Source organism: Delftia sp. WSY_12, assembly GCF_043104645.1.
Taxonomy (GTDB): Bacteria; Pseudomonadota; Gammaproteobacteria; order Burkholderiales; family Burkholderiaceae_C; genus Comamonas; species Comamonas tsuruhatensis.
Genome location: NZ_JBICKW010000022.1, coordinates 144,225 through 163,550 on the forward strand (window position 1 = coordinate 144,225; position 19,326 = coordinate 163,550).

The 19,326-nt window shown below is 66.7% G+C and carries 14 protein-coding genes and 1 tRNA gene; 9 read left to right on the forward strand and 6 right to left on the reverse strand.

Features of this window, described 5'->3' with window-relative positions; genetic code table 11:
* The first annotated feature begins 159 nt into the window (after positions 1–159).
* From ACF8LI_RS13040 to ACF8LI_RS13075, 8 genes are all read left to right on the forward strand, one after another.
* Positions 160–1,347, forward strand: coding sequence for an AI-2E family transporter (locus ACF8LI_RS13040; protein WP_016446855.1), 1,188 nt, complete (start codon positions 160–162; stop codon positions 1,345–1,347).
* Positions 1,348–1,702: 355 nt separating this feature from the next.
* On the forward strand, positions 1,703–4,768 hold the full coding sequence (fdnG, locus tag ACF8LI_RS13045; protein ID WP_392407963.1) for a formate dehydrogenase-N subunit alpha: 3,066 nt from the start codon (positions 1,703–1,705) through the stop codon (positions 4,766–4,768).
* A gap of 10 nt (positions 4,769–4,778) precedes the next feature.
* Positions 4,779–5,708 carry a formate dehydrogenase subunit beta gene (fdxH, locus tag ACF8LI_RS13050; protein ID WP_012205325.1) on the forward strand — a complete coding sequence of 310 codons (930 nt, stop codon included), beginning with the start codon at positions 4,779–4,781 and terminating at the stop codon, positions 5,706–5,708.
* Positions 5,705–6,331, forward strand: coding sequence for a formate dehydrogenase subunit gamma (locus ACF8LI_RS13055; protein WP_012205324.1), 627 nt, complete (start codon positions 5,705–5,707; stop codon positions 6,329–6,331). Before fdxH ends, ACF8LI_RS13055 begins: the two co-directional genes overlap by 4 nt.
* A gap of 206 nt (positions 6,332–6,537) precedes the next feature.
* A complete protein-coding gene (fdhE, locus tag ACF8LI_RS13060) occupies positions 6,538–7,512 on the forward strand; it encodes a formate dehydrogenase accessory protein FdhE (protein ID WP_016446852.1) in 975 nt (324 codons plus the stop codon).
* 14 nt (positions 7,513–7,526) lie between these two features.
* The gene (gene selA, locus ACF8LI_RS13065; protein ID WP_392412987.1) at positions 7,527–8,981 is read left to right on the forward strand and encodes an L-seryl-tRNA(Sec) selenium transferase; all 1,455 of its coding nucleotides are present in this window, start codon (positions 7,527–7,529) and stop codon (positions 8,979–8,981) included.
* Between the two features lie 10 nt (positions 8,982–8,991).
* Complete coding sequence (gene selB / locus ACF8LI_RS13070) at positions 8,992–10,932, forward strand: selenocysteine-specific translation elongation factor (protein ID WP_392412988.1); 1,941 nt, start codon at positions 8,992–8,994, stop codon at positions 10,930–10,932.
* 194 nt (positions 10,933–11,126) lie between these two features.
* Positions 11,127–11,222, forward strand: a tRNA-Sec gene (locus ACF8LI_RS13075).
* Between the two features lie 32 nt (positions 11,223–11,254).
* Here the strand turns inward: ACF8LI_RS13075 and ACF8LI_RS13080 are convergent.
* The 4 genes from ACF8LI_RS13080 to ACF8LI_RS13095 form a co-directional block, all read right to left on the reverse strand.
* Positions 11,255–11,761 (reverse strand): OmpA family protein, encoded by a 507-nt coding sequence (locus tag ACF8LI_RS13080; protein ID WP_016446849.1) that lies wholly within the window; start codon positions 11,759–11,761, stop codon positions 11,255–11,257.
* Between the two features lies 1 nt (position 11,762).
* The gene (locus ACF8LI_RS13085; RefSeq protein WP_392412990.1) at positions 11,763–12,992 is read right to left on the reverse strand and encodes a diguanylate cyclase domain-containing protein; all 1,230 of its coding nucleotides are present in this window, start codon (positions 12,990–12,992) and stop codon (positions 11,763–11,765) included.
* Positions 12,989–13,558, reverse strand: coding sequence for a YfiR family protein (locus tag ACF8LI_RS13090; RefSeq protein ID WP_016446847.1), 570 nt, complete (start codon positions 13,556–13,558; stop codon positions 12,989–12,991). Before ACF8LI_RS13090 ends, ACF8LI_RS13085 begins: the two co-directional genes overlap by 4 nt.
* A gap of 200 nt (positions 13,559–13,758) precedes the next feature.
* The gene (locus ACF8LI_RS13095; RefSeq protein ID WP_392412992.1) at positions 13,759–14,571 is read right to left on the reverse strand and encodes a GNAT family N-acetyltransferase; all 813 of its coding nucleotides are present in this window, start codon (positions 14,569–14,571) and stop codon (positions 13,759–13,761) included.
* Between the two features lie 99 nt (positions 14,572–14,670).
* Here ACF8LI_RS13095 and selD point away from each other — a divergent pair, with 99 nt between their 5' ends.
* Entirely contained in the window at positions 14,671–15,729 is a 1,059-nt protein-coding gene (selD, locus tag ACF8LI_RS13100) for a selenide, water dikinase SelD (protein WP_392412994.1), read from the forward strand.
* Positions 15,730–15,833: 104 nt separating this feature from the next.
* Here the strand turns inward: selD and ACF8LI_RS13105 are convergent, their stop codons facing one another.
* Both ACF8LI_RS13105 and ACF8LI_RS13110 read right to left on the reverse strand, forming a co-directional pair.
* On the reverse strand, positions 15,834–18,281 hold the full coding sequence (locus ACF8LI_RS13105; RefSeq protein ID WP_392412995.1) for a penicillin acylase family protein: 2,448 nt from the start codon (positions 18,279–18,281) through the stop codon (positions 15,834–15,836).
* A 176-nt stretch (positions 18,282–18,457) separates the two neighbouring features.
* Positions 18,458–18,937, reverse strand: coding sequence for an Lrp/AsnC family transcriptional regulator (locus ACF8LI_RS13110; RefSeq protein ID WP_016446843.1), 480 nt, complete (start codon positions 18,935–18,937; stop codon positions 18,458–18,460).
* Positions 18,938–19,326: the final 389 nt, after the last annotated feature.

The following is a 19,326-nucleotide window of genomic DNA, read 5'->3' on the forward strand; positions in this document are numbered from 1 at the left end:
GATTGGCGGATGCGACTGTGGCTGGGGAAGGGCCTGGTTGCGACCGCCATTGTGCCACCGTTCAAACATCGCAGCAGGGCAGTTACCAAGTGATTACCTGAACTCTCCGGGAGTTCCCGCAGTCGCGTACATTGGCGCATCTTCCGAACGGACCGCCAGATGAACCTGCTGCCCCTACACAAACGCACTTTCATGCTGCTGCTGATTGCGGCAACCATAGGCTTCGGTGCCGTGCTCTGGGAGTTCATGGGGGCCATCTTCTGGGGCGTCGCCCTGGCCATCCTGTTTTCGCCGCTGCACCGGCGCCTGCTGGCGCGCATGCCACGGCGCACCAATCTCGCCGCCCTGTCCACCCTGCTGCTGTGCCTGGTGGTGGCCATCCTGCCGCTGGCGCTGATCGGCGCCTCGCTGGTGCGCGAGGCCTCGTTGATCTATGAGCGCGTCAACAGCGGCAACCTGGATGCAGGCACCTATGTGCAACAGATCATGGACGCCCTGCCCTCCTGGGTCACACCCTGGCTGGAGCGGTTGCACCTGGGTTCGCTGGCCGAGCTGCAGGACAAGCTGTCCAGCATCGCCATGCAGGCCTCCAAGCTGGCCGCCACCAAGGCGCTGGGCATAGGCCAGAACACCTTCGGGTTTCTGGTCGGCTTCTGCGTGATGCTGTACCTGCTGTTCTTCCTGCTGCGTGACGGCCGCGACCTGACACAGCGCATCCGCATGGCCATCCCGCTGCAGTCCGATCACAAGGCCGAGCTGTCGAGCAAGTTCACCACCGTGATCCGCGCCACCGTCAAGGGCAACCTGGCCGTGGCGGCCGCCCAGGGCGCGCTGGGCGGGCTGATCTTCTGGATTCTGGGCATCCAGGGGCCCGTGCTGTGGGGCGTGGTGATGGCGTTCCTGTCGCTGCTGCCCGCTGTGGGCGCCGGCCTGATCTGGGCACCGGTGGCCATCTACTTCCTGGCCACCGGTGACATGGGCAAGGGCCTGATCCTGATCGCCTACGGCGTGCTGGTGATCGGACTGGTGGACAACGTGCTGCGCCCGCTGCTGGTGGGCAAGGACACCAAGATGCCCGACTACATCGTGCTGATCTCGACACTGGGCGGCATGGCTCTCTTCGGACTGACGGGTTTTGTGATAGGCCCCGTGATCGCGGCGCTGTTCATGGCAATCTGGGACATGTTCACGCGCATGCAGCTGCAGGATGAGGAAAGGCGCCGCCAAATGGCCCAAACGGTGAACCCATCGGTGAACAAGACGGGTTTGGCGCATGCTGAATATCAGACGTCGGATGATCTGGGCCTCAAGCATGCCCCGCGCGATCCGGGCCCGCCGGCACGATGATCCACCCCGGCCTCCGCTCCCGGGGGAGGCCAATAACCCCATTCGGCAATTCAATCGACGCAAATGGTTCGCATTCACTCAATAGACTGGATTGATCGATGCCATTCAGCCAACCAATGAATACCGGATTGATATAAAACAAAATATCCGAAGCCCTCAAACCAGATAATCAATTCAACTGATGAATCAGCCGGACACCGGGCCGGCAAGTCCCGCGCAGCAAGGCGCAGCGGGGAGGCCGCGCATGAATGCCGCACAGGCCGACTCGGGATTAAGGGTTATTTCCCGGATTGTTTTCGGGGTGCACTCGTAGAATTTGCTTACAAGCGTCAATTTCTATTAGAAGGTACCCCACATGGTCCAATTCTCCAGACGCCAGTTCATGAAAGTGACTGGTTCGACTCTGGCCGGATCCAGCCTGGCGTTGATGGGCTTCTCGCCCACGGCCGCCCTGGCTGAAGTGCGCCAGTTCAAGCTGGCCGCCACCACGGTCACCCGCCAGACCTGCACCTACTGTTCGGTAGGCTGCGGTATCCTGATGTATTCGCTGAGCGATGGCGTCAAGAACGCCAAGCTGTCGGTGATCCACGTCGAGGGAGATCCCGACCACCCCGTCAACCGCGGAACGCTGTGCCCCAAGGGCGCATCGCTGCTGGACTTCGTCCACAGCCCGCACCGCCTGAAGTATCCCGAGTACCGCGCGCCCGGCTCCACCGAGTGGAAGCGCATGTCCTGGGATGAGGCGCTGACCCGCATCACCAAGCTGCTCAAGGACGACCGCGACGCGAACTTCGTCGAGCAAAACGACAAGGGCCAGACGGTGAACCGCTGGCTGACCACCGGCATGCTGGCCGCCTCGGCCTCCAGCAACGAAGCCGGCTACGTCACACACAAGGTGGCCCGCTCCTGGGGCCTGCTCGCACTCGATAACCAAGCACGTGTCTGACACGGCCCGACGGTGGCAGGTCTTGCCCCGACGTTTGGCCGTGGAGCGATGACGAACCATTGGGTCGACATCAAGAACGCGGACGTTATCCTGATCATGGGCGGCAATGCCGCTGAAGCACATCCCTGCGGTTTCAAGTGGGTGACCGAAGCGAAGGAGCACAACGGTGCGCACTTCATGGTGGTCGATCCGCGCTTCAACCGCTCCGCCTCCGTGGCCGATTTCTACGCCCCCATCCGGTCGGGCTCGGACATCGTGTTCCTGGGTGGCGTGATCAACTATCTGCTGACGAACGACAAGATCCATCATGAGTACGTGAGGAACTACACCGACTTCTCGTACATCGTGAAGGAGGAGTTTGCGTTCGACGAGGGCATCTTCTCGGGCTACGACCCGCAGACCCGCAAGTACGACAAGTCCAGCTGGGACTATGAACTCGACGCCGACGGCTACGTGAAGGTGGACGCCAGCCTGCAGCATCCGCGCTGCGTGTACCAATGGCTCAAGCGCCACTACGCCAGCTATACGCCCGAGAAGGTGGAGAGCGCCTGCGGCACGCCCAAGGAAAAATTCCTGCATGTGTGCGAGAAGCTGGCCTCGACGGCAGTGCCGGGCCGCGCCGCAACCATCCTGTACGCACTGGGCTGGACACAGCACACCACGGGTGCGCAGATCCTGCGCACGGGCGCCATGGTGCAACTGCTGCTGGGCAACATCGGCGTGGCCGGCGGCGGCATGAATGCGCTGCGCGGGCACTCCAACATCCAGGGCCTGACGGACCTGGGGATTCTGTCGGCTTCGCTGCCAGGCTATCTGACGCTGCCCAACGAAGGCGAGCAGGACTACCAGAAGTACATCGACGCGCGCACGCCCAAGGCCATGCGCCCGGGCCAGATGAACTACTGGTCGAACACGCCCAAGTTCCACGTGAGCCTGATGAAGGCCTGGTGGGGACCGGCGGCCACGGCCGAGAACAACTGGGCCTTCAACTACCTGCCCAAGCTGGACAAGCAGTACGACATGCTGCAGGTGTTCGACATGATGGCGCAGGGCAAGATCAACGGCTACATCGCCCAGGGCTTCAACCCGCTGGCGGCTCTTGCGAACAGCAACAATGTGCGCGAAGGCCTCAAGAAGCTGAAGTTCCTGGTGATCATGGACCCGCTGGTCACCGAAACGTCGGAGTTCTGGAAGAACCACGGCGAGTTCAACGACGTGGATTCGGCATCCATCCAGACCGAGGTGTTCCGCCTGCCCACGACCTGCTTTGCCGAGGAGGACGGCGCCGTCGTCAGTTCCTCGCGCGTGCTGCAGTGGCACTGGAAGGCGGCCGAGCCCCCGGGCGAAGCCAAGACCGACATCGCCATCATGTCGGCCCTGCACCTGCGCCTGAAGCAGGCCTACGAGAAGGACGGCGGCAAGTTCCCCGAGCCGATCACCAAGCTGTGGTGGCCGTATGCCCATGCCGATCATCCGACTTCGGAAGAGATCGCCAAGGAGTACAACGGCCGCGCGCTGGTGGACCTGTTCGACCCCAAGGACCCGACCAAGCTCATCCGCAAGGCCGGCGAGCAGCTCGCCGGCTTCGGCGAGATGCGCGACGACGGCACGACGATGGGCGGCTGCTGGATCTGGGCTGGCTGCTGGACCTCGTCCGGCAACCAGATGGCCCGACGCGACAACAGCGACCCTACGGGCATAGGCAATACGCTGAACTGGGCCTGGGCCTGGCCGGCCAACCGCCGCGTGCTCTACAACCGTGCCTCGTGCGACCGCAACGGCCAGCCGTTCAACCCTCAGCGCACGCTGATCCGCTGGAACGGCAAGACCTGGGGCGGCGCCGACGTGCCCGACATGGGTCCGACCATGCCGCCGGAGACCACCGATCCGTTCATCATGAACCCCGAGGGCGTGGCGCGCTTCTTCGCCCGCAAGGGCATGAACGAGGGACCGTTCCCCACCCACTACGAGGCCTTCGACAACCCGCTGGGATACAACCCCATGTATCCCGACAACAAGCTGGCTGTCATCAACCCGGCCGCCCGCATCTTCGACTCCGCCAAGGATTCGGCAGGCTCGCCCAGCGAGTTCCCGCATGTGGGCACGACGTACCGCCTGACCGAGCACTTCCACTATTGGACCAAGCACGTTCAGTTGAACAACATCGTTCAGCCCGAGCAGTTCGTGGAAATCGGCGAGGCGCTGGCCAAGGAACTGGGCATCGAGACGGGCCAGCATGTGAAGGTCAGCTCCAAGCGCGGCTTCGTCAAGGCGGCCGCCGTGGTGACCAAGCGCATCAAGCCCATGAAGATCGATGGCAAGACCATCCACCACGTGGGCGTGCCCATTCACTGGGGCTTCTCGTCGACGGGCCGCAAGGGCTACATGGCCAACAACCTAACGGCATCGGTGGGCGATGGCAACAGCCTTACCCCGGAATCCAAGACCTTCCTCGTGAAGGTGGAAAAGGTTTAAGGAGCAGCTGATGTCATCAACCATGTCTCTCGATATCAAGCGTCGCTCGGCCACGACGACGCCTGCTCCCAGTGCGCGCGAAACGCACAGCGGCGAGGTAGCCAAGCTCATCGATGTCTCCAAGTGCATCGGGTGCAAGGCCTGCCAGACCGCCTGCATGGAGTGGAACGACCTGCGCGACGAAATCGGCACCTGCGCGGCCGGCGTCTATGACAACCCGACCGATCTGACGGATCAGTCGTGGACCGTCATGCGCTTTACCGAGTACGAGAACGAAGCGACCGGCAACCTGGAGTGGCTGATCCGCAAGGACGGCTGCATGCACTGCGAGGACCCGGGCTGCCTGAAGGCCTGCCCCTCGCCGGGCGCCATCGTGCAGTACAGCAACGGCATCGTGGACTTCCAGCAGGACCAGTGCGTGGGCTGCGGCTACTGCGTCACGGGCTGCCCGTTCAACATCCCGCGCATCTCCAAGAAGGACCACAAGGCCTACAAGTGCACGCTGTGCTCGGACCGCGTGGCCGTCGGCCGGGAGCCTGCCTGTGTCAAGACCTGCCCCACCGGCGCCATCATGTTCGGCACCAAGGAGGCGATGAAGGACCAGGCCGAGCACCGCATCGGCGACCTCAAGCGGCGCGGCTATGCCGAGGCGGGCCTGTATGACCCGCAGGGCGTGGGCGGCACCCATGTGATGTACGTGCTGCATCACGCGGACAAGCCTTCGCTGTACAAGGGCCTGCCCGACGACCCGAAGATCAGCCCCATGGTGTCCCTGTGGAAGGGCGTGGCCAAGCCGCTGGCCATGGCCGCGCTGGGCGCAGCTGCCGTCGGCAGCCTGTTCCACTACATCACCAAGGGCCCGAACGACGTGTCCAAGGAACTGGAAGACGAAATGGACCGCAAGGACCAGGAAGCCGCTGAAAAGGAGGCCCGCCGATGAAACGCAACCCACGTGACCTGGTGCGCTACAACGCATCGGAGCGTGCCAACCACTGGGTGGTCGGCATCTGCTTCATCCTGCTGGCGCTGTCGGGCCTGGCGTTCTTCCACCCGGCCTTCTTCCCGCTCACGCAGCTGTTCGGCGGCGGGCCGTGGACACGCATCCTGCACCCCTACATCGGGGTGGTGATGGCGCTGTTCTTCATCATCATGGCGCTGCGCTTCTGGCGCCTGAACGTGGTCGAGCCGCGCGACATCGAGTGGCTCAAGAACGTCAACAAGATGATCGACGGCGACGACCACGACATGCCCGAGCAGGGCAAGTACAACGGCGGCCAGAAGCTGCTGTTCTGGGGCCTGGTCATCGGCATGCTGGCGATCACCGTGACCGGCGCGCTCATGTGGCGCGCCTGGTGGACGCTGCCCGTCAACGTGGTGCGCGCCGCCTCGGTGGTGCACGCCATCGCGGGCGTGTGGATGATCGGCCTGATCATCATGCACGTGTACGCGGCCATCTGGACCCGGGGCACCATCCGCGCCATGCTGTACGGCACGGTGACACGGGCCTGGGCCAAGCAGCACCACCGGGGGTGGTATCGCAAGATGACCGGAGATAATGACTGACACCCCCTGAGCGGCTTACGCCGCTTCCCCCTCTCTACTCGCTGCGCGAGGGAGGGGGACGGCACCCTCGGTGCGGGACGGCCCTTCCTCGGTGCCCCTCGCCTTGGGCCGCGCCAGTTTTCACAGACATGGCGTCATACTAGGCATCAGCCTGAGCACCCAGCCGCCCAGCGATCCGGGCGGCTGTTTTTTTGGGATTCATTCCAATGCAACGCATTCTTCAACCCGGCGATATCGAGTCGCTGGACCACACCAGTTTTCCGCGCGTGCTGCTGCCGCAGTTGCCGGGGCTGTTCGTCGAGCGGGCGGCGCGGCTGCGGCAGCTGGCCGAGGGCAATCCGATTGCCGACTACCTGCGGTTTGTGGCGCAGATCGTGGACGCGCAGGCCAAGGCGGCCGGGCAGCTGACGCTGGCCGAGCCCGATGCGGCGCTGATCGCGCGCGCGCAGGAGCATTCCATGCCGCTGCTGCCTGCCGCCGACCATATCGATGCCGCCTGGCATGGCGTGCTGGACCGCATGCTCGATGCCCTGTCGGGCGCCGACGGCCTGCCAGCGCCGCTGCAGCCGCTGCTGCAGGAGCTGCGCGCGCTGGACACGGCCGGGCGTGACGAGATCGCGCAGCGGCTGCTGCAAAAGGAAGTGGCGGCCCGCCACGTGGGCATGGCGCCCTTTGTGATGGCTGCGCTGCAGGTGGTGTTTGCCACGCGCGCCAGCGGCCTGAACGCACGCGACGTGCCCTATACCGATCCCGCCTCGATCTGTCCCGTCTGCGCCAGCGAGCCCGTGGCCAGCGTGTTGCGCATTGGCGGCAAGGCCGCAGGCCATCGCTACCTGCACTGCGGCACCTGCTGCACGGAGTGGCACATGGTGCGCGTCAAGTGCTCCCACTGCGAGTCGACCAAGGGCGTCGAGTACCAGGGCATCGATGGCGCAGGCGATACCGTGCTGGCCGAGACCTGCGAGGAATGCGGCAGCTACCGCAAGGTGGTCAACCAGGAAAAGGACCCGATGGCCGAGCCCCTGGCCGACGACCTGGCCTCACTGATGCTGGACCTGCTGATGGGCGAGGAGACGCGCTTTCAGCGCGCCAGCGCCAATCCCCTGCTCTACGTGGCCTTTGCCGAGGAGCAGGACGAGGCCGGCGACGCGCTGATCGACCCCGCCACGCCTGCTGCCTGACCCTTTCGCACACCATGACCGATACCGCCGCCACCTCTGCCGCTTCCTCCACCCCGTCCGCGCTGCGCCTGCCTGCCGTGGACAAGGTGCTGCTGAGCGCCGACATACTCGCGCTGCGCGAGCGCCACGGCCTCGATGCCTGCACCCAGGCCGTGCGCGAGACACTGGCACAGATGCGGGCCGATGCGCAGGAGCGGCTGCGGTCCGGCGAGCCCGATGCAGGCGCGCCCGGCATCACTGAGGTAATCCAGGCGGCCGGCCTTCGCCTGGCGCGGCGCTTTGCACCCCGTCTGCGCACGGTCTTCAACCTCACGGGCACGGTGCTGCACACCAACCTGGGCCGCGCCCTGCTGCCGCAGGAGGCCGTGGACGCCGTGGTGGCCGCCATGACGGCGCCGGCCAACCTGGAGTACGACCTGGAGGACGGCGGCCGTGGCGACCGCGACGACCTGATCGAATCCCTGGTCTGCGAACTCACGGGCGCCGAGGCCTGCACCGTGGTCAACAACAACGCCGCCGCCGTGCTGCTGACCCTGGCCACGCTGGCGGCCGGGCGCGAGGTCATCGTCTCGCGCGGCGAGCTGGTGGAGATCGGCGGGGCCTTCCGCATCCCCGACGTGATGACGCGCGCGGGCGCCACCCTGGTCGAGGTGGGCACCACCAACCGCACCCATGCGCGCGACTACGAAGGCGCTGTCGGCGAACACACCGGCCTGCTCATGAAGGTGCATTGCAGCAACTACGCCATCACCGGCTTCACCAAGGCCGTGAGCGACGCCGAGGTGGCATCCATTGCCCACGCGCACGGCCTGCAGATGGTGGTGGACCTGGGCAGCGGCACCCTGGTCGATCTGCGCGAATGGGGCCTGCCCTACGAGGTCACGGTGCGCGAGACCATCGAGTCGGGCGCCGACATCGTCACCTTCAGTGGCGACAAGCTGCTGGGCGGTCCGCAGGCCGGCCTGATCGTGGGCCGCAAGGACCTGATCGCCCGCATCAAGAAACATCCGCTCAAGCGCGCACTGCGCGTGAGCAAGCTCACCCTGGCCGCGCTGGAGCCCACGCTGCGCCTGTACCTGCACCCAGAAAAGCTGGCCGAGCGCCTGACCACGCTGCGCCTGTTCACGCGCCCCCAGGCCGACATGCAGGCCCGCGCGCAGGCGCTGCAGCCGCTGGTGCAGCAGGCGCTGGGCAGCCGCTATGTGGTGGAAACCGCCGAGATGAACAGCCAGATCGGCAGCGGCGCCCTGCCCGTGGAGAACCTGCCCAGCTGGGGCCTGCGACTGCATCCGGCCGACGGTCGCCAGGCCGGCCGCCAGCTCACCCGGCTTGAAGCGGGCCTGCGCGGCCTGCCCCGCCCCGTCATCGGCCGGCTGCATGACGACGCGCTGTGGCTGGACCTGCGCTGCCTGGAGGCAGCCGACGAGCCGGCCTTCACCGAACAGCTGCCGCTGCTGCACATCGCCTGAGGACGAACGCATGATCATTGGCACCGCCGGCCACATCGACCACGGCAAGACCACCCTGGTGCGCGCGCTCACGGGCGTGGACACCGACCGCCTCAAGGAAGAGAAGGCGCGCGGCATCTCCATCGAGCTGGGCTATGCCTACACGCCGCTGCCCAATGGCGAGGTACTGGGCATCATCGACGTGCCCGGCCACGAAAAATTCGTGCACACCATGGCCGCAGGCGCCGTGGGCATAGACCACGCCCTGCTGGTGGTGGCGGCCGACGACGGCGTCATGCCGCAGACGCGCGAGCACCTGGACATCCTGCAGCTGCTGGGCGTGCGCGAAGGCACCGTGGCCCTGACCAAGGCCGACCGCGCCACGCCCGAGCGCCTGCAGCAGGTGCGTGCCGAGATCGAGTCCCTGCTGGCGCCCACGGCGCTGGCCGGCGCCCCGGTCTTTCCCACCGCCGCCGCCCAGCCCGGTGACGCGGGCGTGGCGCAGCTGCGCGAGCACCTCATGGCGCGTGCCCAGTCCATTCCCGCGCGGGCCAGCGACGGACTGTTCCGCCTGGCCGTGGACCGCAGCTTCACGCTGCCGGGCCAGGGCACCGTGGTCACAGGCACCGTGTTCGGCGGGCAGGTGAAAGTCGGCGACACGCTGGTGCACTCGGCCTCGGGCACCGAGGTGCGCGTGCGCAGCCTGCATGCCCAGAACCAGGCCAGCGAACAGGGCCTGGCCGGACAGCGCTGCGCGCTCAACCTGTCGGGCATTGCCAAGGAAGCCATCACGCGCGGCGACTGGATCGCCGACGCACGGCTGCTGCAGGCCAGCGACCGGATCGACGTGCGCCTGCAACTGCTGGCCGATGCGCCGGAGCTCAGGCAGTGGACGCCTGTCCACGTGCACCTGGGCACCGCGCGCTGCACGGCCCACGTGGCCCTGCTGCAGGACCAGCCGCTGGGTCCCGGCGAGCAGGCCATCGTCCAACTGGTGCTGGACATGCCCGTACATGCCCAACCCGGCGACCGGCTCATCGTGCGCAATGCCCAGGCCAACCGTACGATTGCGGGCGGCAGCGTCATCGACCCCTTTGCTCCCGCACGCAAGCGCCGCAGCCCCGAGCGCACGGCCTATCTGCAGGCGCTGGAATCGCTGATTGCCACCGGGGACGCCAGCGCGCTGGTGCAAGGCGCGGCGCACGGCATTGCCACGTCGCAGCTCATGCGCCTGACAGGCCGCGCATCCGTGGCCACGGACAACGGCGGGCACCGGCTGCACCGACTTCCACTGGCCGAGGGCGACACGCTGTTGCTGGGTGACGCACGCTGGACGCAGCTGCGCGGCCAGGTGCTGGACAGCATGGCGCGCTTTCACGAAAAAAACCCCGACGAGCCCGGTGTGAACGCGGCACGCCTGCGCCGCATGGCACTGTCCGGCCTGGTCCATGCAGGACATGACGCGCTGTGGAAAGGCCTGCTGCAAACGCTGCTGCAGGATGGCAGCCTGGCCTCCAGCGGCGCCTGGCTGCACCTGCCCGGCCACAGCGTGCAGCTGTCGGACAGCGAAACACAGATCGCCCAGAAACTGCTGCCGGCCATCGAAGCCGGCCGCTACGACCCGCCCTGGGTGCGCGACCTGGCACGCGACAACGCCATCGGCGAGGAAACCGTGCGCCAGCTGCTGCGCAAGCTCGCGCGCCAGGGACTGCTGTTTCAGGTGACCAAGGACCTGTTCTACTCCGCCGCCCGCACGGACGAACTCGCCGCCCTGGTGCGCGAACTGGCCGCCGCCACCCCCAACGGCGAAATCCAGGCCCACGCCTTTCGCGATGCCACAGGCCTGGGCCGCAAGCGCGCCATCCAGATCCTCGAATTCTTCGACCGCATCGGCTACACCCGCCGCCTGCGCGACGCCCACCTGCTGCGCCCCGATGTGCAGTGGACCACTGGCGCCACAGCAAGAATTTGAGGCAAGGGGCCGCTACAATGGCCAGCTTTGCTTCGCCACGGCGCCAGCAACCGGCGCGGCCCAGGGCGAGAGACACCGAGCAAGGGCCGCCCCGCAGCAAGGGTGTCGTCCCCCTCCCCCGCGAAGCGGGTAGAGAGGCGCCGTGCAACGGGGGGAAGCGGCGTAAGCCGCTCAGGGGGAGCTTCAATCCAGAAGGAAAGCATACGCACCCGGTGGTGCGCCCGGGCTTCAAACCCGGTCAGGGGCGTCAGCCGCTCCTGGGTAGGTTCGACTCCTGCTGCTTTCCGCCAATCCCCCGACTCTGATTCCAGCCAGGTTACGGCTATTGCAAGGGCACGACGATGGCCACGCGGCGGTTCTCCGCCGCATCGCTGGGCACCACGGGCATGGCGCGGCCCAGGCCCTTGACCTCGATATCCTGGCGCGCCAGGCCAGCTTCGGCCAGCACATCGGCCACGGCCTCTGCGCGGCGCAGCGACAGGCGCATGTTGTAGGCATCGCTGCCGCGATCGTCCGTATGGCCTTCCACGCGCAGCCGCTCTATGCCCACGCCCTTGAGCGCCCGCCCCAGTTCCAGCACCTTGGTGCGCGCCTGGGCGCCGACTTCGGCCGAGTCAAAGCCGAACAGCAGCTTGCCCGACATCTGCAGCTCCCAGCCCTGCTCCGCCTGTGCAAAGCCCTGGCTGCGCAGCACTTGCTGCTGCTGCTCGGTCAGGCCCTGCGGCGTAGGCGGCGCCTCGGGCGCCGCCTTGCAGCCCGCCAGCGCAAGGGCCAGCACAGCGGCCGCACCTGCGCCGCACATCCGGGTCCAGCTCCGTCGTTTCAACATGTCATCCTCCTGTGACTCGTTCGGCCTGGCGCATGGCCTTGGCCTGGTACATGGCCTGGTCGGCTTGGCGCATCAGCGTCTCCATGCTCTGGCCATGCTTGGGAAAAAGGGCCACGCCCGCACTGACCGAAGGCTGCAGCACCACGCCTTCGTTGACCACCAAAGGCTCATGCATGGCGGCCTCTATCTTGTCCCGCACCACCTGCGCATCGCCGCCCCCGCCCACGGGATAGAGCAGGATGGCGAACTCATCGCCGCCCAGCCGCGCGACCAGATCGCTCTCGCGCACCTGCGAGCGCAGTCTTGCGCCTACGGCCTTGAGCAGCACATCGCCCACAGCATGGCCGTACGCGTCGTTGACCTGCTTGAAGCGGTCGTTGTCCAGAAACAGCACGGCCAGCTTCTGCCCGGTTTCGGCCGCGTTGTCCAGCGCCTGCTGCAGGCGCTGCTCGAAATGCAGGCGGTTGGCCAGCCCCGTGAGGCTGTCTCGCGAAGCCTGGCGCTCCAGGGCCGAGTTTTGCTGCTGCAGCCGCTCGTGGCGTGTCTGCAGCTCGGCCAGCAGGGCATTGAAGTTGTCCCCCAACTCGCGCAATTCGGCAATGCGCGCCAGCGGCACGCGCTGGTCCATGGACCGGTCATGGCGCACAGCGTGCGCCACGCGCGCCAACTGCTGCAGCGGTTCGGCAATGTCGCGCAGCATGCGGCGCGATTGGCGCAGCCCCACATAGCCGCTCACGCCGACGCACAGCACCAGCACGATGAAGCCTGCGCCCAGAAAGCGGACCAGGCCCACGCCATCGCTGGACAGCTGCACGCTCCCGACCAGGCGGCCATCCTGGCGCACATCGGCCTCGGCGCGCGGCAGGCCTATGCCTATGGCCAGCAGTTCACCCACGCTGGACAGCGCCGAGCCGCCATGGCCCGACCACTGCACGAACGGGCGCTGCTCGGCATCGAAAACCTCGGCATGGGCCACGCCTTCGCCGCGCAGCAATTGGTCCAGCACGCGGGCAGCCTCGTCACGGTCACCGAAAACCAGCGATGCCTCGACCGTATAGGCCAGCGAACGTGCCACCAGATGCAGGTTGTTGGACAGGTAAAGACGCAGGGTGGCCACGCCGACGATGAGCAGCAGCGCGCCCGCCAGCGCAATGGCCACCGCCGCCATGCGCATGTGCGCGCGGCGGATCACGTTGCGCAGGGAGGCGCTGCCGGACAGGAACAACTTCATGGCAACGTCCTGTGGCGCGCAAGCTGCAGCACCTTGGGATTGACGCGCAGGCCGCTGCGTGCCACGGAGTCGAGGCTGACCTCGAAGCCCGCGCCCTCGCCACGGCGGCGCAGGCAGAACATGGCGCCGATGCGGCACAGCTCGCCCCGCTCGCTGATGGTCAGCAGCGGCCGTCCGGCCAGTTGCTCCATGAGCTTGCGCCAGGCCGCTTCATCGAGCTGGCCGGCATAGATGCCTTCGCATTCGGCCAGGATGCGCGCATCGGAAAGCACGACGCGCCGGACTTCCAGCCGCTGGCTGCCCACGGTCTGCGGGGCACCATTGAGCAGGTCATCGGCATATTCGGTGGAGCCCACCACGCACAGCCGCAGCACCGCGCTTTCCGTGGGCCAGCGCGTGTAGCCCAGGATGCCTAAGACTGTGCGTGTCACGCCCAGCTCATGCTCGTCGGCCGATGGTTCGGCATGCGCCTGCCCCACCAGCCCCACCCAACCCGTTTGCAGCGCCAGCAGGCACACGGCCACCCAGGCCCAGGCGGGCGGCAGGCCCTTGATCCTGCCACCCATGCACCACCTGCGGGATGGGAGAAGTGAGCGCTGCGAGCGCTGTGAGCGATTTATGCGAACAGCCAACCAAGGCTCCTTGAACGGGAAATCCATGCATTGCACCACGACGGCGCATCGAAGCATTTTTTCACATATCGCCCGCCTCGGAGCACCCGGAGTGTCGCGCTGGGTCATCATCCTTTCTTAGTCGCTGCGGCACATCAAGGTGCCGCGGCAGGCAGGCGGTAGTGATAGGCGTAGAGCGGATGAAAGCCCAGGCTTTCATACAGCCCGCGCGCCACCCGGTTGGGAGCCCGCACCTGCAGCTCGGCCCATTGCGCTCCCTGCGTCCGTCCCCAGTGCAGCAGGCCGCACGCCAGCGCACGGCCCAGCCCCCGCCCGCGCATTGCAGGTGCGATGACGATGTCATACAGGCCCACGCACCCGCGCTCCAGCACGGCCAGGCCGAACCCGGCCACCTCGCCCCCGACGCGCAGCGTGGCAAAGGCGGCGGGCCAGGCAATGGACTGCAGCATGTGGTGATGCGCCTGCCTGTGCCGGGGCGGCACGGCGCCGGCCTCGGCAAAGCCTTGCAGCCAGGCCGCACCGGGCCGGGCATCCATGGCGAGGGTCCAGCCTTTTCCGTCCGCCGGCTGCGCCATGTCCGCCAAGGCTGCGCGCATCACGAGCGAAGGATCGGCCAGCAGGTAGCCGGCCTGCGCCAGCTGGGCATCGGCCTCGGGGCTGGCCAGGGGCGAGAGGCGGAAGACGGGCGGCAGGCCCTGGCGTTGGTAGAAGGCTTCGATCTGCGCCAGCAAGGCGCCAAGGCGGGCGCCGGGCTGATGGGCATTGGCCGAGTTGGCCCGCTTGGTATGGCCCTGCGCGGCGCGCAGCAGCCAGTCGCCGCAGAGCACGGTGCGCTGGGCCGGCCAGGCGTTGAAGCCGCGCTGCTCCACGCCGACCACCGTCTCGGGATCGCAGTCCACGGATGCACGGTCATGAGCGAAAGACTTGGACATGCCCGCTTGTACCATGGCCGCCCGCCGTGCCCGCCCATAATATGGCGCGCCGCCGCGCTGGCGGCAGGCACTCTTTTCCACTACTGCGATCGCCCCCGTTCGCCGGATTGCTCCATGACCACAGACACCTCCCAAGCTCCCCGACTCACCTCGCTGTCCCATGGCGGCGGCTGCGGCTGCAAGATCGCGCCGGGCCTGCTGGCGGAGCTGATCGGCAAGAGCGCGCTGCCCAAGCAGTTCTTCCCGGACCTGCTGGTGGGCACGGAGACCGCTGACGACGCCGCCGTCTACCGCATCAACGACGAGCAGGCCATCGTGGCGACCACGGATTTCTTCATGCCCATCGTGGACGATCCGTATGACTTCGGCCGCATCGCCGCGACGAATGCGCTGTCCGACATCTACGCCATGGGCGGCCAGCCGCTGATGGCCCTGGCCATCGTGGGCATGCCCATCAATGTGCTGCCGCACGACACCATTGCCAAGATCCTGGAAGGCGGCGAGTCGGTCTGCCGCGATGCCGGCATTCCACTGGCCGGCGGCCACTCCATCGACTCGGTCGAGCCCATCTACGGCCTGGTGGGCATCGGCATCGTCAACCCGCGCCAGATGAAACGCAACGCCGACGCCAAGGCCGGCGATGTGCTGATCCTGGGCAAGCCGCTGGGCGTGGGCATTCTGTCGGCCGCGCTCAAGAAGAACCTGCTGGACGAAGCCGGCTACCGCGCCATGGTGGAGGCAACCACCTTGCTCAACCGCCCCGGCACGGCGCTGGGCAAGATGGACGGCGTGCACGCGCTGACCGATGTGACGGGCTTCGGCCTGCTGGGCCACGGCCTGGAACTGGCACGCGGCGCGGGCCTGACGGCGCGCATCGACAGCCGCAGCCTGCCCGTGCTGCCCACGGTGCAGGGCTTTGCCGAGCAGGGCGTCATTACGGGCGCCTCGGGCCGCAACTGGGCCTCATATGGCACGCAGGTGGTGCTGGGCGCCGGCATCACCGATGCCCAGCGCGCGCTGCTGACCGATCCGCAGACCTCGGGCGGCCTGCTCGTATCGTGCACGCCCGATGTGGCGGACCAGGTGCTTGCGCTGTTTGCCGAACAGGGCTTTGGCGATGCAACCATCGTCGGCCGCATGGAAGCGGGCCAGGCCCGCGTCGTGGTGGATTGAGCCAGGCAACCAGTCAAGCGAAACGGGGGCCTGGGCCCCCGTTTGCATTGCATGCCGGATGCAACCCCTTCAGGCGGGCACTGCATCACGCCGGACAGCGGATGTCACTCGCTCACGGTCTGCGTCTTGTAGGCCGGGCTGGCCTGGATGGCGCTGTCGGTGAACGGCAGCTTGAGCCACTGGCGCGCACCGTAGGCCTTGGTGTAGTCCGCATAGTGGGCCGAGGCAGGATCGTCGGACAGCGAGAAGGTCAGGAAGGTATGGGCCTCCACTCCGGCCGCCGGGAAGCTCACCACCTGCATGTAGCTGTTGCCGTGCGGCTGCCCGTCCATGCTGTAGCCGCCCTGCTCTATCTTGTTTTCCGAGCAGGTGATGGTGAAGTAGCCCACCTCGCCGCATCCGCCATACAGCGCCGTCTTCTCTCCGCCACGCTGCGAGAACAGCACGGTGCCACGCGCCGCATCCATGGCAAAGCCGCTGGCCTGCACGGCCTTCACTGCTTCGGCGAACGCCTTTTGCAGCGCCGCCTTGGCCGTGGGCTTGATGCCGCGCGGCGTGTTGACGGGGTCGGCCGCATCGAAGGGCACGGCATACAGGTCGGCCGATTTGACCTGGCTGGCCACGCGCTTCCAGAACTCGTCCCAGACATGGGAGCCCCTGGATGCCGCCGTGCCCGTGCCGTCCCAGGCCTGCAGCGCCGTGCAGGCAGCCGATACGTCCACCGTTTCACCCGCCGAGGACACGGGGCCTGGACAGACCTGGGCCAATGCCTCGTCCTTGAAACGCGCGCTGTACACACGGCTGTCCAGCACCATCTGGCGAACGATGTCGCTGGTGGCCAGCTTGCCCGGATAGCCGTCCGTGCCCGCCAGCCGCTGCAGCGCCATGGTGTGGCCCAGGCGCGTGCGCAGGCTCTGGGCAGAAGAGGTGGAGCCGAAGATGGCCGGATAGCCGGTCAGCGGTGCCGAGGCATTGGACAGCCAGTAGCTGTCGTTCATGTTGCCCACGTAGTCGCCACGCAGCAGGCTGGGCATGCGTGCCGGGCCGATGGCGCCGGCCTGCACCGAATCCGCATCCGAGCCCCAGTCGCACTGGCTGCTGCCGCCGGCCAGCACCGGCACCTGGGGCAGCGCCGCGTTGATGGCTGCCGAGGCCGGCGTGGCGCAGGCCTGCAGCTGCGCGGGCGGCACGTTGGGCACGGCGCCTATGTCGGCATACCAGACCTGGGCGTTGCCGCGTCCCGCAGCGACGGTGTTGACCCAGGGAATGGCCGACTCCTCCTTCTGGATGCGGATGAACTCGTCCAGCGACTTGGCCTGGTTCCAGCGCAGCCAGTTGCGGAAGGTGCGGTAGTTGTAGGCGTTGATGTCGCGGATGGCGAACACGCTCTGCGTGGTCCAGCCCAGCGCCGGGTCCATGGCGCCGAGGTTGACCACGGGGCCGTGAACGGTCTTGTACAGCGTGCGCGTGACCTGGTCCTGCCCGCCGGAGGCATTGCGCACGCTCACCGTGATCCTGCTGGCCTGCATGGCCTCGGTCTTGCCGTCGCGCACATAGCGGGTCGGATCATTGGGCGCCAGCTGGTACATGAACAGGCCGAAGCGCCGCGCCGTGGACACGGTGTGGCTCCAGGCCACGTCGTTGTTGAAGCCGATCAGCACCATCGGGATACCCAGGAAGCTGGCGCCACTGACGTCGATCTCGCCCGGAATCGTGAGCTGCGATTGGTAGAAGCGGTCCGGCCCCTTCCAGTACCAGTGCGGATTGCCGAACAGCACGCTGCTGCCGCCCGTGGCCTGCTGGCCGAAGCCGTACATGTTGCTGCCTATGCCCGTGGTGCCGCCCACCTGCAATGATGGCGCCACCACCTGGCCCGGCTTGAGCGCGGCCAGCTGCGTCGCGGCCGACCGGCCCTTCGCCGGCTTGGCCGAGGCCGTTGCCGCCGCAGCTGCTGCAGGCGGCACGGCATTGGCGATCTGGGCCACGAAATTGCTGTAGCCGCCGGCAAGATTGGCCGTATACATGCGCCGCCAGATGTCCTGGGCCGTGATGGCCTGCACCCAAGGCTGGCCCGCGCAGGCCGCATTGGTCTTGGCCCCGGCCGGGGTCTCGCGCACCACGCGGTTGTAGCCGGCCACGAAGCCATCGACCAGTTGCTTGAGCTTGTCGGGCTGGGCCTGGATCATGGCGGCCACGGCGTCATCGGAGACGACATGGCGGAAGAAGAAGTCCGAATCGATGTTGCGCGGCCGGTCGATGGTGCTGTCATAGACGGCCTGGGCATCGCCGCCGAAGTGGCGCGAACGCTCCCCGCGGTAGGTCAGGAAGGAGTCGGCCATGGTGCACAGGTTGTCCTGCGCCTGGGCATAGCCCGCACCATAGCCCAGGCCCGTCCAGTCCTTGGCCTTGATGTGCGGAATGCCCATCTCCGTGCGGCGGATCTCCGCGCTGTACTTGCTGCCGGAGCCGTCTCCCGAACCGCCGCAGGCCGCCAAGGCGGCCAGGGCTATCAATGACAAGGGTTTCCATCCACTGCGAAGCGCTGGGTGCATGCTTTGTCTCCTGGTGTTATGCGTACACAAAGGCCCCGGTCTGCCACGGGGCCCGCATCAGCATAGGAGCGAGGCAAGGCACTGCCTACCCGGCAGTTTCACTAGGAAATGTCTGATGCCCGACAGTCGATGCGGACAGCCACCCGGCTCTCCATCGGCCGGCACGGGCAGAAGACTCAGGCGGCAGATTCAGCCAGCTGGCTCAGCGCCGCCGTCATGCGCCGGTCGATCTTGCGGCTGAGCACCACCGAGGTATAGGTCTGCTGTATGCCGTCGATCAGGCCTATGCGGTCCAGCAGCGCGTCGAGCTTTTCGTTGCTCTCGCAGCGCACGAACACCATGTAGTCGTACTGGCCGCTGACGGCGGAGACCTCCTCGACTTCGGTGAAACGGTTGAGCGCCTGCATCACCGAAGTGGCCGTCTTGGGCTGCACGCGAATGCCGCAGTACGCGCGCACCGCAGACTGCTCCACGCGCGCACCCAGGCGAACGCCGTATCCGGCGATCACGCCTTCCTGCTCCAGCCGGGCAATGCGGGCCACCACCGTCGTGCGCGCCAGATTCATCTGCCGGGCCAGATGCGCGGTGGAAGCCCGCGCATTGGTCTGCAGCAGGCGCAGCAGTTGGCGGTCGGTTTCATCAAGACGGTATTCCATGCAGCTCCCTGGACGTCAACGGCAAGAGCCTATGGCGGCGGCTCGGACGTGTTCAACATTTCGGCAGATATATCCACCAATCCGGCAATTCTATGCGCTGCAAATCGTCGCTTTCATCAACAAGATCCTCGTTTCATCCGAAACCGCCGCATCTGGAGTGCATCCCCATCCCGCATCGCCCAGCAGCGACGGCACATGGGCACCACCAGGCAAGAGTAATGGCTATCAGAAACAAAAGTAACTAATTACAAATCCCCCGACACACCCCGATGCTCCGCCGCTGCATGTCACCCGGCTGGGACATCGCATAAATACTTAGCATGCATCCCATCCTTCCTTTGGCGACGCTGCTCCGCGGGCAGGGCTGCCGCCCGCGGCCGTATTGGCCG